This is a genomic window from Nocardia sichangensis (genome assembly GCF_047200615.1).
Lineage (GTDB): Bacteria > Actinomycetota > Actinomycetes > Mycobacteriales > Mycobacteriaceae > Nocardia > Nocardia sichangensis.
Genome location: NZ_JBJZOK010000029.1, coordinates 77,956 through 92,995, shown reverse-complemented (window position 1 = coordinate 92,995; position 15,040 = coordinate 77,956). Strand labels below are relative to the sequence as shown.

At 66.2% G+C, this 15,040-nt stretch carries 10 protein-coding genes; 5 read left to right on the top strand and 5 right to left on the bottom strand.

The window, feature by feature from the left end; genetic code table 11:
* Positions 1–14: 14 nt before the first annotated feature.
* Positions 15–8,510, bottom strand: coding sequence for an amino acid adenylation domain-containing protein (locus ACL03I_RS31195; protein ID WP_412807628.1), 8,496 nt, complete (start codon positions 8,508–8,510; stop codon positions 15–17).
* Positions 8,511–8,567: 57 nt separating this feature from the next.
* A complete protein-coding gene (locus tag ACL03I_RS31190; protein ID WP_412807627.1) occupies positions 8,568–8,945 on the bottom strand; it encodes a hypothetical protein in 378 nt (125 codons plus the stop codon).
* Between the two features lie 272 nt (positions 8,946–9,217).
* Here ACL03I_RS31190 and ACL03I_RS31185 point away from each other — a divergent pair, with 272 nt between their 5' ends.
* Together ACL03I_RS31185 and ACL03I_RS31180 are read left to right on the top strand one after the other, a co-directional pair.
* Complete coding sequence (locus tag ACL03I_RS31185) at positions 9,218–9,460, top strand: pentapeptide repeat-containing protein (RefSeq protein ID WP_412807637.1); 243 nt, start codon at positions 9,218–9,220, stop codon at positions 9,458–9,460.
* 157 nt (positions 9,461–9,617) lie between these two features.
* Positions 9,618–10,325 carry a hypothetical protein gene (locus ACL03I_RS31180; protein WP_355078120.1) on the top strand — a complete coding sequence of 236 codons (708 nt, stop codon included), beginning with the start codon at positions 9,618–9,620 and terminating at the stop codon, positions 10,323–10,325.
* A 3-nt stretch (positions 10,326–10,328) separates the two neighbouring features.
* Here the strand turns inward: ACL03I_RS31180 and ACL03I_RS31175 are convergent, their stop codons facing one another.
* Positions 10,329–10,454 (bottom strand): hypothetical protein, encoded by a 126-nt coding sequence (locus tag ACL03I_RS31175; RefSeq protein WP_355078121.1) that lies wholly within the window; start codon positions 10,452–10,454, stop codon positions 10,329–10,331.
* Between the two features lie 112 nt (positions 10,455–10,566).
* On the bottom strand, positions 10,567–10,713 hold the full coding sequence (locus ACL03I_RS31170) for a hypothetical protein (RefSeq protein ID WP_355078122.1): 147 nt from the start codon (positions 10,711–10,713) through the stop codon (positions 10,567–10,569).
* Positions 10,714–10,859: 146 nt separating this feature from the next.
* Here ACL03I_RS31170 and ACL03I_RS31165 point away from each other — a divergent pair, with 146 nt between their 5' ends.
* On the top strand, positions 10,860–11,609 hold the full coding sequence (locus tag ACL03I_RS31165) for a TetR/AcrR family transcriptional regulator (RefSeq protein WP_412807626.1): 750 nt from the start codon (positions 10,860–10,862) through the stop codon (positions 11,607–11,609).
* A 106-nt stretch (positions 11,610–11,715) separates the two neighbouring features.
* Here ACL03I_RS31165 and ACL03I_RS31160 read toward each other — a convergent pair whose 3' ends face one another.
* Complete coding sequence (locus ACL03I_RS31160) at positions 11,716–12,858, bottom strand: BUD32 family EKC/KEOPS complex subunit (protein WP_412807625.1); 1,143 nt, start codon at positions 12,856–12,858, stop codon at positions 11,716–11,718.
* A 389-nt stretch (positions 12,859–13,247) separates the two neighbouring features.
* Here ACL03I_RS31160 and ACL03I_RS31155 point away from each other — a divergent pair, with 389 nt between their 5' ends.
* Together ACL03I_RS31155 and ACL03I_RS31150 are read left to right on the top strand one after the other, a co-directional pair.
* Complete coding sequence (locus tag ACL03I_RS31155; protein WP_412807624.1) at positions 13,248–14,420, top strand: hypothetical protein; 1,173 nt, start codon at positions 13,248–13,250, stop codon at positions 14,418–14,420.
* 233 nt (positions 14,421–14,653) lie between these two features.
* Entirely contained in the window at positions 14,654–14,926 is a 273-nt protein-coding gene (locus ACL03I_RS31150; RefSeq protein WP_412807623.1) for a hypothetical protein, read from the top strand.
* Positions 14,927–15,040 lie beyond the last annotated feature (114 nt).

Here is a 15,040-nt window from a genome sequence, read left to right as displayed (position 1 = left end):
CCTGTCCTGAAGGTTCATCTTCGACCGGCCAAATGCTCGTCGAGTACGCGCGCGATGATCGGCAACACGTGTCGTGCGGTCAGTTCGTCATGGGTGACTCCGATATCGTGATCGACGATCTCGCCGGTCACGTAGGGCCGCCATCCACCGGGGCCCGAGTTGCCGGAAGCGTCGACGGTCGCACTGAAATACACTGCGTCCCCGTCGAATACGGGACGATGATATCCGGTTCTGATCTGTGCCACTATGTTGTACCACCGCGTCAGACGCTCGATTGTGCCCGCATCGATCGGCGAAACACCGCCCAGCTGGGTACGAATCAGATCGGCGGCATCTTCCGCGGACGCATCGGCGGGCACACCACGAATACCCAACATCGGGCCGAAAGTACTGACGAAGCCGCCGGCGGAAAGCTGCTCGATGCTGTCACCATCGATGTCCGCGGAGTCCGTGTCGAGTAGCGCGAGAAGTCCTACTTGCTCACCGGCGTTCCTCAACTTCGTGGCGATCGCGTGCGCGACGAGCCCGCCGAACGACCACCCGAGCAGGTGGTATGGACCCGTCGGCTGCAGAATCCGGATCTCGTGGATGTACCGATCGACCAACTCTTCGATCGATCGCGCTAGTGCTTCGCCGCCGCCCAGGCCCGTTGCCTGTAGCCCATAGATCGGCCTGCCCGGCGACAGCACATCCGCGAATCCCGAGTAGGGCCAGGCGACTCCGGAGGACGGAGACACGCAGAACAGCGCGGGTTCGCTGCCGCCGAGCCGGATCGGCCACACGACGTCGAGCATAGGTCCGGCGTCGACTGGAGGCAGCTCATCGGCCATGCGCCCGGCGGCCGCGGCCAATGCGGCGATGGTGCGGTGCTGGAACACCTGAAACGGCGTGCGGTGGACGCCCCGCCGCTCGGCCCTGGATACCAGCTGGAGAGCGAGGATACTGTCGCCGCCGAGAACGAAGAAGGAATCGTCGGCGCCGACTTTGTCGACACCGAGCAGCTCCGCGCAGATGTCGGCGAGAATTGCTTCGGTCGGTGTCGAGGGTGGCCGGTACCCGGCCTGCCCGTCCGCGAATTCAGGTGTGGGCAAGGCGGTCCGATCGAGCTTGCCGACCGCGTTGAGCGGAATCGTATCGAGCACGACGAACACGGAAGGGACCATGTACGCGGGCAGGGCAGCGGTCGCGACCATACGCAGATGCGCGACGTCGACCGTGACATCTTCGGCAGGCAGCACATACGACACCAGTACGGTTGCCCCTGTCGGCCCGGCGCGGCCTATCGTCACCGCATACTCGACCTGTTCATCGCGGCACAGCACGGAATCGATCTCGCCGAGTTCGATCCGCAGGCCGTGGATCTTCACCTGGAAGTCGTTGCGGCCCAGAAACTCCAGTTCGTATGTATGGTCGGCCCCGATGACCCATCGCACCATGTCGCCGGTGCGGTACATCCGCTCCCCCGGCTGGCCGTAGGGATCGGCGACGAAGTGTGTCGCGGTCGCCTCGAAACGGCCGAAATAGCCGCGGGCGAGCGCGGGACCGGCCAGGTACAGTTCACCGGCGACGCCGACCGGCACCGGACGCAACCAGGTGTCGAGCACCATGGTCGCGGCGCCACGGATCGGCCCGCCGATGGTGATCGGTGCTGCCGCGGCGAGATCGCGGTGACAGGTCGCCCAAGTGCTGAACTCTGTCGGACCGTACAGGTTCACCATCCGACGCTCATTCGACCACCGCTCGATCAGTTCAGCCCTCGCGGGCTCGCCCCCCACAGCAAGCACCCGCAGCTGATCGAGTCCGCCAGGATCCATCGTGGCCAGTACCGACGGCGTGATCGACGCATGGGTGACCCGTTCGGCGCGCAGCAGTCGATCCAGCTCTCCGCCCGCACATACGTCAGGCGGCGCGATCACGAGTTCGCCGCCCGCGCCATGTGCTGTCAGCAGTTCGAAGATCGACGCGTCGAAGCTCGGTGACGCCACATGCAGGACGCCGACCGCCGTATCCAAGTCCAGTGACTCGGTCAAGTCGGCCACCAGATTCGCGAGCCCGCGATGACTGACCAGCACAGCCTTGGGTTCGCCGGTGGAGCCCGAGGTGTAGATCAGGTACGCCGCGTGGTCGATGCGGATGGGACTCCCACGCTCCGCGTCGGTGATCGGTGCCGCGGAGACCTTCTCGACCCGGCGGCGCGTATCGAGGTCATCGAGCAGCAGCCAGTCGATGGTTCCCGGTAGCGTCTCGCGGGTCACCGTCACGCCGATCTCCGCCTTCGAGTCGGCCAGGATGTGCTCGATCCGCTCGATCGGATAGCAAGGATCGAGCGACACGAACGCCGCGCCGGTCTTGGCGACTGCCCACACCGCCACCACCGATTCCAGCGATCGACCGAGAGCAAGCACGACGCACATTTCCGGCCGCGCGCCTCGGCGCAGTAGGACGCGGGCAAGACGATTCGACCAGGCGTCGAGCTCGCCATAGGACATCGTTATCTCGCCCGCGCGAACAGCGATGGCACTGTGGTCGATCCGTGCTCCGGCACAGAGAATTTCTGGCAGTGTTCGCGGCGGCATCGACGCCGGTCCACGCACCGACAGCAGCGTGGCGCGCTCCGCGTCGTCGCAGCACTGTAGCTCGGACACCAGCGCCTGTGGGTTGCCTACGAGTTGAGTCAGGAACCGGACCAAGCGATCCAACAGTAGGCGCGCTGTCTCCGGCACGAACTGGTCGGCGTGGTACTTCACGCTGATGCGCAGCATGGCCTGCCCGTCGCTGCCGGGCAGCGGAACCACCATGAGATTCAACGGATACGGCGTGGCATCGGTGCCCTCGATGTCGACTACCCGCATGCCCGCGATGTCCGGCAGCGCCGACAACGCGCCTCGGTCGAGCGGATACGACTCGAAAACGGTGAGCGTATCGAACAATTCGGCCAAGCCCACCGTCTTGTGAATCGCAGCGAGCCCGACGTGCTGATGATCCATCAGCCGTGCCTGTTCACTCTGCATGCGAGCCAGTAGGTCGGCGACCCGCTCCGCGGGATCGAACCGTACACGCACCGGCAGCGTATTGATGAAAAGACCGACCGATTCTTCGACACCGGCCAGCTCGGGTGGCCTGCCCGACACCGTCGCGCCGAATACCACGTCGGATCGGCCCGTCAGCACGGCCAGCAGCATCGCCCAACCCGCCTGCACTATCGTGTTCGCCGTGGTGCCCGAATCGCGCGCGGCCATTTGCAGACGTGCGACGATATCCTGGGACAGGTCGGCGGACACCGTCCCGGTCCCTGTCGCCTCCGTGCCGGTCGATGTCGAGACCGCCCGTGTCGGGATGTCCATACCTGCCAAGTACTGTGCCCACGCGGCGGTCGAGGCAGCATGATCCTGCTGGCGCAGCCAGGAGAGGAATTCGCGGTAAGAGTGCGCGGGCGGCAGCGCGGAGGTGTCGCCCGCAGTGGCATAGAGCGTGAGTAATTCCCGCACCAGCAGCGCAGTCGACCAGCCGTCCAGCACAAGGTGATGGTTGGTCAACACGAACCGGTACTGCGCGGGAGCGATACGCATGAGCGTGCAGCGCACGAGCGGCGGGCGGGTCAATTCGAACCGGCTGCCCGCGTCCAGGGCGATCACCCGGTCGAGTTCTCGCTGTCGTTGCTCGGCTTCCGCGATTCCGGTCAGGTCGATCTCCCGCCAGCAGATGTCGGCGTCGGTGACGACGAGTTGGCGGGGCCCTTCATCGGTCTCTACGAACGCGACCCGCAGGATGTCGTGCCGTGCCACCAGCGTCTGCGCGGCGGAGCGTAGTCGCGCGGTGTCGACGGTACCCGTCAGCGTGAGTAGCGACTGCACCGTATAGACGTCGGCGCCTTCGGGATCGTACAGCGCATGGAAGAGCAGGCCATGCTGCAATGGTGACAGCGGCCAGACATCGGTGAGAGTCGGATAGGTGCGTTCCCAGGCGTCGATCTGTGCCTGCGTCACCGCGACGAGGTCGAAGTCGCAAGGAGTGTTTCCTCCGGCTCCTGGGCTGCCGCTGTGATCGGCCAGTGCCCGCAGCGCGGCTGCCCAGAGATCGGCGAACTCTTCGACGTCTACGGCCTCGAGCAGCCGGGCTGCGTATGCCCACGTCACTTCCAGCCCGTCGTCGGTCAGTGCGGCATTGATATCGACGACCGCGGCCAGCGGCGCTCGCTCGTCCCGCGTTGCCGCGAAGCGTTGCGGCAACCAGGCCCCGGCCTCGCTGTCGGTCGGCACCCGGCCCAGATAGTTGAAGCTGATCTGCGGGGTCGGCGCGTCCACGAGCGCATTCTTGGTGTCGGCGTTCAGATACCGGAGCATGCCGAAGCCGACACCCTTGTCGGGCACCGCGCGTAACTGTTGCTTCGTGGTCTTGATCGCGGCGCCCGCCGCGGGGCCACCGGTGAAAGCGTCTGCGAGGTCGATGCCCGTCAGATCGATGGCGATCGGATGGACCGTGGTGAACCAGCCCACGGTGCGCGCGACATCGGCGCCGGGCAGGACGGCCTCCGTGCGTCCGTGGCCCTCCATGCTGAGAAGCAATGACCTTCGATCACGCCAGCGGCATGCTGCCATCGCGAGCGCGGTCAGCAGCACATCGTCGGCACCGCAGTGGAAAAGGTCCGGCACCGTGGTGAGTACCGAGTTCGCGACATCCGGAACGACGATGGTCCGGAAAGTCCCCGCGGCGGCGGCGATGTCGAGGGCCGGGTCCCAAGCGCCCGTGCCGATCGGCGGATCGGGCGTCGCCAAAATGTTCTGCCAGACCGGCAGTTCGGCGCTGCGGCCTGCCGCATGGTCGACTTGTCCGTGGGCCCAACGCCGAAACGAGGTGCCGACCGGAGCCAGGGCGAGGCCCATGGCCGCGGTCGCCAGATCCGGCAGCAGGGTGCGCCACGACACCGCGTCGATCACCAGGTGATGCAGCACGATCCAGCACAAGGAAGGAGCATCCGCTCGTTCGATCAGCACGAAGCGTGCGACGACTCCGGCCTCCGGATCGAGCAGGTCCGCGGCAGCTTGCAATTCGTCATCGAACGTCGGATCGCCATTGCGATCGGCGCTCACGATGTCCACCAAGGTGCCTGCCTCGACCGCACCGGCTGGTGCGACAACCCATTCCCAGCCGTGATCGGTGTTTCGCATCGAGGAGCGCAGTAGGTCGTGATGGTCGAGAAGCACTTGCACGGCCTCGACCAATCGTGTGTGGTCCACGTCGGCCGGTAGACCGACCAAAACCCCCTGGCCGAGCCTGCGCCAGGTCTGTCCTTGGTCCAGCATCGCCTGCACGATCGGTGTGAGTTCGACGGCGCCGACGCCACCGCCGGGCAGCTCGCGTGCCACCGGAGTGCGCGCCTCGGTGGCCACCGCTGCGAGAGCGGCAACGGTCTTGCGCTCGAATACATCTCGTGCGCTGAGGCCGATCCCGGCGGACTTCGCCTTCGAGACCAGTTGAATGGCCGAGATGCTGTCGCCACCGAGTGCGAAGAAGCTCGCGCCGACGCCCACCGAATCCAGCCCGAGAACCTCGGCGAACAGCGCGGCCAGCGCCTGCTCCCGTGGGGTCGAAGGTGGTCTGCCCACAGACGCGTCCGAGCCGAACTCTGGTTCTGGCAGTGCCGTGCGATCTACCTTGCCCAGCGGTGTCAGCGGAATACTGTCCAGTATTACCACCGCGGCGGGCACCATATAGGCCGGAAGCGCCTTGTCCGCAGCCGCTTTCAACGCGTCCACAGAGACTTCGGCACCCGGTTCGGGCAGCACGTACGACACCAGCGCGGTGGAACCCGAGTCGGTCTCCTTGCCGAGGGTGACCACGAAGTCGACGCCGGGGTGCTGTCGCAGAACGGCATCGATTTCGCCGAGCTCGATACGGAAGCCGCGCACCTTCACCTGGAAGTCGCTGCGACCCTGATGATCCAGCTCCAATCTCCCGGAACTCTCGGTCCAGCGAGCCAAGTCTCCGGTGCGGTACATCCGCTCTCCGCACGCGTAAGGGTTCGCTACGAATCGGCAGGCAGTGAGGCCTCTACGCTGATGATAGCCGCGCGCCACACCCGCCCCGGCGAGATAGAGCTCCCCGATCGTCCCGGGAGCCACCGGCCGCAACCAGGAATCGAGCACGACCGCCGAGAAACCGCGAGCCGGACTTCCGATCGTGACCGGCCCAGCGGGTCTCAACGCGTCGCTCAAGGTCGCCGTGACCGTGGTCTCGGTGGGCCCGTACCCATTGAGTACAGAACGACCGGACCACCTGGCCACCAACTCGCCTGGACAGCTCTCACCACCGACAACGACAGTGCGCACGCTGGGTAATGTCGCCGGGTCGAGGGATCCCACGACCGCCGGTGTGGCGTCCAGGTGGGACACACCTTCCGCGCGCAGAACCGCCGCCATCTCTTCACCGCCGTACGCCGATGGCGGAACAACGACGAGCGTCGCACCGGCGGCGAAGCTGACCAGGATCTCTTCGACCGAAATATCGAAGCTCGGCGAAACAACATGTGCCATTACGGAATCCGCGGCGACGCCGAAACCCTGCGCGGAGTTTGCGACCAGATTCGCCAAGCCACGGTGTGTGACCAGGACGCCTTTGGGCAATCCGGTCGACCCTGAGGTGTAGATCATGTAGGCGACCTGATCCAACAGCACCGCAGCGTGCCGCACCGTATCGTCGACCGCGGCCGCACTCTGCTCCGCGATGTCCCGGCCGGTCTCGTCCTCGTCGAGGATCAGCCAGTTCACCCGATTCGGAAGCAGACTTCGCGCGGTCGTTACGGTGAGGCCGATGCCGACGCCGCTGTCGTCGACCATATGCTCGATCCGGTCCGAAGGGTAGGTCGGGTCGATCGGCACGAATGCGGCGCCTGTCTTGGCCACGGCGAGCATCGCGAGCACGGAATCGATCGAGCGCGGAATCGAGATCGCCACACCGCGTTCCGGCCCGACACCGGCGGCGATCAGGATGCGTGCCAGCCGGTTGGTGTATTCGTCCACTTGGCGGTAGGTCAGCCGAGCTGACCCGCTATGGACAGCGATCGCTCCGGGGTCGATTCCCGCACCCGCGGCGAGAATTTCGGGCAACGTGCGCGGCGCGACGCTCGTCGGTCCGCGTGCCGGTGCGAGCTCGGCGAGCTCGTTATCAGGTACGACGGGAATCGTGGACAGTGCCGCGTCCGGTCCAGCGGTGAGGAACCTGCGCAGGAACCGCAGAAATCGGCTGTGGTGAGCGATCAATTCGGTATCGCTGTACAGGTTAGCGTTGCCCTGGAAGTCGATGTGGGTGCTCTCGCCCCCAACGCCCGGATACAGATTGACGTAGAGGTCGTCGATCAGCCCGGCCGTCAGCACATGCGCTCGTCCGGTCACCGCACCGAGTTGAACCCTGGTGTCCACCATCATCAAATTCACCGACGGACCGAAGGTCGCTACCTCGTCCATCGGCCAACCGAGGTCGCGGAAGATGTCCTCTTGGCGGTAGCGCTGCCGCCGCAGCGCGCCGGTCAGCTCAGCCTGTGCTGCCCGGATCAGTTCACCGACGGTCGTGGTCGGCCGCAAGCTCAGTCGCACCGGGACGACGTTGGCGATCATGCCGCCGGAGCGCCGCATCGTCGCCGTCGTGCGCGCAGAGACCGGCAGGCTCAAGACCACCTCTGGAGCACTGGTGATCGCAGCCAGATAGGCGCCGAAGGCTGCGACCACCGTAGGCGCCACACCGGACGACGCCGCCTTCGCGACCATCTCCAGCAACGCAGCCGTTTCCTGCGTCAGCGCCGCCTCCACACGTCTGGGATGCGCGTCCACTTCGGCGGTACGGCCCGCCAGACTCACCGGGTCGGCGATCCCGTCCAGGTGCCGAAGCCAATACTCCCGGTCGGCCGCGAAACGGTCGGAGCTGCGGTACGCCTGATCGGCATCGACGATCTTCCTCAGGTCCTCGGCCTGTGCGGCAGGGGGCGGCCTCCCCTCGATCGCCGCGGTGTAGAGCTCGCCGGTGCGTCGCGCCATGGCCGAGACCCCCATGCCGTCCAGCGCGATGTGGTGCATCCGCCAGTAGCAGAACCAGCGGTCGTCGGCGATCCGCAGCATGACGACACAGGCCAGCCGATCGTTCATCAGATCGAGGGGCGCCGAGTATTCGTGGCGCATCCAGGCATGAGCCGCGCCCGCGGGATCGCGCTCACCTCGGAAGTCGACAACGCGTGCACGATCGTCGAGCGTGGTGTCGACGCACTGGAACGGATAACCGTCGCTTTCTATCAGGCGCAGATACCCGGTGCCGAACTCGCGCCCGGCTCGGCGCGCTGCCGGGGCGAGCAGGTCGAGGTCGATCGATCCCGCCAGGTCGACGTACTGGGCAATAGAGATCGGGACATCGCCTGCGACGTGCTGGGCGAACCAAATTCCGCGTTGGGCCGCCGAAAGCGGGAAAACTCCGTCGGACAGCCTATTCCCGGTAGCGATCGGTCTAGCGGAAGACTGTTGCATGACAAGACCTTTATTCTGACCGGTGTAGCCACTCGGGCCATTCCTCACGATCAAGCACTACAGATGTCGTATTCCTTTTCTCTCAGTCTGAGCCAGGCTCAGGACGGCGTCCGCGCCGACACAGGTTCCGTCGACGCATCGGCCGCAGTCCGGGATGTAAGACGGCAGACGTCGACCGCTCGATTCGGAAGGCCATAGACGCCGCGACTTGCTGGATACCGCCGGATCGGCGGCAAATGTGAACAGCCCGCCGACTTCACGGTGCGCTGGCGGACCACTGATGATCGACTCGTTACCCACGATGAAGCTCAACTCGAGCGAGTTGGCATCTGCCCCTGCTATCCGGACCAGCGCGGTGGCATCGACCGCCGCGACTGGCTTCGCGAGCGGCGGCATGCAGAGATTGTCGGCGAGCGACGCGGTCGGTGCGTGCATGTCGTATCCCAAGGCCACAGGCAGGAGGTCTGTTGTGCACCCCGACCATGGCCTCCAGCAGGGACTTCAACGATAACTCCGAAGCGAGCGCCGGTGCAGGCTTTCGGTCGGCGGAACTCACCACTTTCTCGACCTGCCTCGACGCCTGCACGGCGGTTCCGCGCCATCACCTGCTCAGTTGCCGATGACCGACGACCAAGTCCACGCGGTCACCTGGACCGCCGTGACCACCTTGCAGCGGGTCGGCGCGAGCTTCAACCGGCACAGAACTCATCGGCGCGGACCTGCGCCACGCCGACCTGACCGCCGCCGACCTCAGCGACGCAATCCTGATCGGTGTGGTGTACGACGACGCCGCGCTGGCCGGGACGGATACACGCCCCCGCTCCGGTGATGAAAATCCCGGCCAGGCCAGCCACCATTCTTCAGGCCCCGGCCCCCGGGACCATGCATGCCGGCGCACCAGCGATCAAATCGCATTGGGTTTCTACCGTCGCCGCCTCGGCGGTAGCTGACGCGTCTTACGCGACCGGCGCGACAAGGTGACAGCTACGGCCCATTGGCACGGAGATGATGTTAGCTGGAAAGTTGCCATACGATTACGTTGGCGGTCGAGCACTGTCCCGTAGGGAACAATCGCAACGTGGGTATGTGCGTGCCTAGGAGCAGGTGATGAACGCCGATACCGGACCGATGCCCGAGTCGGAGGATGCTGCACACCCGCCGCGTGAAGGAGATCCGGGCTCGGCGGCATCGGATCGACAGCCTGACGCCGAGCCGACGCGCCAGGGCGCACTCGAGGTCGCTGGCCGGAGTGGCCGATACACGCTGTTCGCGGCACTTGTTGCGGCTGTCATCTCGAGTGTTGTTGCTGCGGGTTCGGCGGTCTACGTCAACATCGCTCAGTCTGATAGGACCGTCCGTATCGAGACGGATAAAGCTGTGCGCTCCGATCGTCAGAAGGTCTATGTCGACTGTGCTACAACGTTATTCGCGCTTTTCGAACAGCTTGGCAGGATACAAGGAAAATTGATTGCGCGCACAAGTCGGGAAGAGGTCAAACCTGAGTTACCCGAATACTCTCGCGTGGGCATTCGTGTTCTGGGTCAGCTGGAATTGGCGATGATGGTAGGGAGCCCCGCGATGGCGGACGTCGCGGGTCGACTCGCCGAGCGTTATATCCGATTCAATCAGGACGAATGGGTCACTTTTGCGCGGAAATATTTGAGCTTTGGCGCGCCGAACGAGTCGGATATTGCGGAGTGGGAGCATGATTCGGCTGCAATGGTCAAAACTATCAATGATTTCGTCGCCGACTTGGATCACATAAATGTGGAATTCATCAAGGCCGGGCGCGATGACCTATCCGCAAACCGCTGAGCATCAAGTGACGCGCTCACGGAGATGTGTCAACCTGGCTTTCGGGCCGAACTCGTAGCCGAGCGCGAGGGCTTCGTCGTAGAGGCTCCGGTAGTCCTCACCGGCGAGCTGCTGCCGCGGTTGACCCATTTGGCGAGGTCACCGAAGATCCGGCTCTTTCCGTCGAAGGACGCAGCCGCCTCAGGGCACCCCGGGGTACGGGCGTACGTCACCACAGGCTCGGGATGGGGTGGGAAGTGGCTCAGCCTCGTCCGAGGGCGCGGTCGAGCAGCTGCGGGTCGTGGGCGTTGACCAGCAGCAGATCAGGTTCGGCGGCGGCCCGCAGCTCGCGCAGGCGCGCGTGGTTGGCCTCGACCTTCTGCCAGTCGTAGGCGATCACGCGTTCCATCGCGGTGATCGCGCGCGGCGTCGATCCGTTGCCGTCGAGCTGGCCGCATCGACCGCCACGGCTGCATGACCGCTGCTGTGGCCGGGTAAGTCGATCAGCGCGATCCAGTAAACCCACAACGTGGGAAATATGCCAGAGTGGAAGCCATGAACCCCGCACCCGCGACGCCACCGACCTCGACCCGCCAGGCCTCGGCCCGTCGCGGGCGTCCACCGAAGGCGCAGGGCCGGCTCTCCCGTGCGGCGATCCGAGAGGCAGCTCTGGCGGTGATCGACGCCGGAGGTGTCGGTGCGGTGAGCATGCGGTCGGTCAGCCGCTCGCTGGGTGTAGATGCCAAGAGCCTCTACCACTACGTGCGGGACAAGGACGACCTGCTCGACGCGGTCGCCGAATACCTGCTCGAGCAACTGCGTCCACCGGAGCAGACCGGCTCGCTGGAAGATGACCTCCGAGCATGGGCGCATGAGTTCCGCAGGATCACCCTCGCCCACCCCCAAGCCGCCACTCTGGTCCTGACCCGCCAGCTCTCATCGGCCGCCGGCCTGGCTCCGGTCGAGGCCGCTCTCGCGGTACTGCGCCGCACCGGCTGCAGCCCCGAGGACGCCGTTCACTTGATGCGCGCCTTGCTGGCCACCTTGATCGGAACCTTGCTGCGCGAAGCCTCCGCCGGGCCCACCTACGGCACCGCGGACCCCGGCGAAATCGCCGAACGGCAGAGCACTCTCGAGTCATCCGGACTGCCCCAGGTCCGCCTTGCCGCTGCCCACCTCGCCCGCTTCGACCGCGACCGCGAGTTCGACTTCACCGTGGACCTGATCGTGGGTCTGGTCAGCGCACGCGTCGGTGGCGTCGGCGCGTCGGCAAACAGCCAGAACGACTCCGGATGGTCCGCATAGTTGGCAAAGAGTCCACGCCTTGTCGATGAACGGGGCCGGAACACCCCATGTCCGTCATGTCGATCGGTGTTCGCCAACTACATGTGCGCTCCGAGGACCCGGTGGGTCACCTAACGTCAGGGCTCCGAAAGGCCTGGCCGCCCAGCAGGCAGCGGATCTCCTGGTCCGGGTACGGGGTGCTCCGGCTCTCCTGCTGGAACGCGCGCATGAACGCGGACATCGCCGCGGCGATCGGCGCGTGCCGGGTGATGACCGTGGCGGCCTGCCCAGGGATGCCCTCCGGCGGCTTACCCTCGGCGAAGACGCACACCATCGCGGCGCGCGCCTCCCGGTCCTCCCGCCGGAGCCCGTACAGGGCCGTGACCAGCCAGTTCACCAGGTAGGTTGCGGTGTAGCCGCGGTCGTAGCTCTGGTGCTGGTCGAAGAACGCGGCCTCCTCCGGCGAGAGGTCGAACGCCGAGGAGAGCGAGAGGCCGTAGTCGCCGAAGTAGAGGCGTCGACCGTCGGTCAGGATGTTCCAGAAGTGCGCGTCGAGGTGCAGCAGCCCGCGGCTGTTCATGAACGCGGTGCGGGCGGCCAGTTCCCGCTCGACCATGGCGCAGGCCCAGTCGGTGGCCTCGTCGCCCGCCTCGATCTGGGCGTTGAGCCACTCGTGCAGGTTCTGCGGGATGTATTCCAGGAACAGCGCGATGCTCGCCGAAGAGTTCTGGAGGGCCTCGATCCGGTGGCGTACCTGCGGTCGGCCGTCCCAATAGGCGACGGCACGGTCGATGTCGGCGAGCTCCTCCGGCAGCGGCGTCGTGTCCGGCAGCACCCGCCAGTGGTACATCAGCGGGAAGCGCTCGTGTTCGGCGGCAAGCACCCAGTTCGTCGTCATGGTGTGCACGGCGAGTTCGCGCCAGGCTCCGAAGCCCGGCCCGCCGATGAGGCCGACGCCGTACTGGCAGAAGAGCGGCATGTCGAACAGGTTCGCCGTGGACCGGACGTGCTCCGGCTGCCGTTCCAGGTCGGTGAGGGGCACTCGCTTCATGAAGACCGGGGTTCCGGCGACCTCCAGCAGCGCCGACTTCCCGCCGATACCGGCGCCGATCGGCGTGGCCGTGTCCACGAGCTCGCGCAACGCGTGATCGCTGTGCAGCGCCAGGGCCGTGGAGACGGCGCTGTGGGCTTGCAGACGCGCCGGGCGCGCCATGTGGCGGGTCGTCGCCGCGTCACGGGATATCGCCGCGCCCGGGGAGGAGGACGTCACTGCGTGCGGGGAGTTCGCTGCGGTCTCCACGTGAGCGCCGACCTCGATTCAGCCATGGCCACGCGGTCGTACCGGCGGCCTGCGGAGCGGGCAGGAGGCCGGTCCGCAGGCCGCACCCGACGGCGGTCCCGGCTTGTCCTCCGGAACCGCACTCTACGTCACGAGCTCCACGTAGGCGTCAAGTGACGGTCCGAGGCTACGGGGCCGCTGGCTTTCGACATGCCGCCGATCCGCAGCACGGCCACGGACCATACGGTTGTCCGACTGCACTCGGAGATACGCACAGCGCCCGTCGCGCCGCATGCCGCCGCGCTGGTCCGGCATGCAGACTCCCCCTGACCGGGAACGTCGCCCTCGGGCCGAGATGCCTCGCGTGCCAGGATGACGCGATGAGCACCGTGTTCAGGCGGCCGGTCAGCGAGGAAACCGTGATTCTGTTCATGGATTACGGGCAGTTCCGCATCGACGGTGGCGTCGAGAGCCCGGTCGAGGAACTCGAACTGCTCGACCGGGCGCTGGCGGCGCACCCGTTCGCCTCCGATGGGCTGGCGGTGGTGGTGTTGAGCCCGCACCAGAACAACTTCCATATGCCAGTAACGGTTCAGGTTTGGGACGAGCGGCCGCCCGGCGATCGCGCCGAGTGGCAGCAAGTGTGTGAGACCCGGTTGCGAGTCGGACCGGAGGGCACACTGTGCCTGTCGTCGCCCACCGACGGCGCGGTCGACTGCCCGGTTCCGGAGGGCCAGTACCTGATCGAGATCAGCGGCCGTGGATTCGTCAACTACGGCTGGCCCGGGTCGACCGAACCCGGCGACGTGTGGCGTATCCGGCTCTGGCCGGACGACGGCAGCGAACCGCTACCGGCCATGCAGTGGAACATGCCCGGATACGGTGTGCCCGAGAATGCCCCGCTACCCGAGGTCACCGCGTCGGTCGACGCGGAGGAATGGGTCGTCGTAGTCGACGACAAAGGCTCTCGCCGCCTGCACATCGACGAACTACCGGCCCAAGCGGCCGCTTTCCAGCGGCAGCGTTGGGGCGGGGAGCCGATACCCCGGCTGGAAGATCACCCGGGCGCGGAAGACCTGGCACGCCATGACCGCGCGATCGCCGAGGCGATCGCCACCATGGGTGATCCCGAGTTGCGGCGCCTGGCGCGCTGGTCGGCGGCCCAAGCCTGCGCGAAAGCAGGCCTCAGCGACCGGCCATGGGTGCGGCCCGCCTTGGCGGCGCTGCGGGACGGCCGACCGCTACCGCCCCCGTTCGACGACGTAGACGCGGCCATGACCCGACTGCACGACGAGGACTTCGGCCCGCCGGATGACGAACACGTCGGCGCAATGGAAGCAACGATGGTTCTCGGTTCGGCCGGTACGACGGCGAACCCCTTCGACCTGGGTCCGATCCACCGTCCGTCCTTCGCACTGCCCACCATCATCGACGCGAACCGACCCGACGCCCTCGATGCCGCGATGACGACCCTGTACGCCACGGGATTGGTCTTCGGCCCCGAGGTGGACACGCTGTTCGCCGCGCTAAGAGCGGAATTCGAGACCGGGTGAGCCGAACGGCGAGGACGGATCCGTATGGTGGGATCCGCAGCAGTGACTGCTGTCGGATACACCGCTGGCACCAAACACACCCTGGCCTACCAACCGACCGACACCACATCGGCGAACGCAGTGGCCTGGGCAGAGATGCGCAACCGCGAGGACGGGACCTCGCCGGCGCGAGGGACGTTCGAGTACTGAGCCCGCTGGGCACGCCGCCCAACGAGGTCGCCGGCAACGAGCTCATGGCCAACACGACGGACACCGCGCCCCCTGGGCCCGGGGAGAACGTTGGGGGCACCGAATTCGAAGGGCGGACCCGCGACGCGAACGGCCAGTGGTACAACGACGGCTACCCCACCAGTCACGACCGCGACGCCAACCCGGCAACTGAGCCGCGGTCCGCGCTGAGCGCGGGACGGTGGGCCGTCCGGCCCGCAGTGTCGGACTCGGCATCGGCATCCGAACGTCTCTGCATGGCCGCCACCGGGGCACGCGACATCAGACTCTTTCAGTAGTCCGCGGTGTTTTGACACATGGCACAGCCGCAAGTCCCCGCTCGGCCCGCCGCGTTCCATTACGCTGACCGGGGCGGACGTCAAGGCTGTCACGCGATGCGCGAATTAGCTGTA

What these genes read in the sequence shown, in the direction of transcription:
- ACL03I_RS31195 (WP_412807628.1), bottom strand. Translation starts at nt 8,510, where the DNA reads ATGCAACAGTCTTCCGCTAGACCGATCGCTACCGGGAATAGGCTGTCC.
- ACL03I_RS31190 (WP_412807627.1), bottom strand. Translation starts at nt 8,945, where the DNA reads ATGCACGCACCGACCGCGTCGCTCGCCGACAATCTCTGCATGCCGCCG.
- ACL03I_RS31180 (WP_355078120.1), top strand. Translation starts at nt 9,618, where the DNA reads ATGAACGCCGATACCGGACCGATGCCCGAGTCGGAGGATGCTGCACAC.
- ACL03I_RS31175 (WP_355078121.1), bottom strand. Translation starts at nt 10,454, where the DNA reads ATGGGTCAACCGCGGCAGCAGCTCGCCGGTGAGGACTACCGGAGCCTC.
- ACL03I_RS31170 (WP_355078122.1), bottom strand. Translation starts at nt 10,713, where the DNA reads ATGGAACGCGTGATCGCCTACGACTGGCAGAAGGTCGAGGCCAACCAC.
- ACL03I_RS31165 (WP_412807626.1), top strand. Translation starts at nt 10,860, where the DNA reads ATGAACCCCGCACCCGCGACGCCACCGACCTCGACCCGCCAGGCCTCG.
- ACL03I_RS31155 (WP_412807624.1), top strand. Translation starts at nt 13,248, where the DNA reads ATGAGCACCGTGTTCAGGCGGCCGGTCAGCGAGGAAACCGTGATTCTG.
- ACL03I_RS31150 (WP_412807623.1), top strand. Translation starts at nt 14,654, where the DNA reads ATGGCCAACACGACGGACACCGCGCCCCCTGGGCCCGGGGAGAACGTT.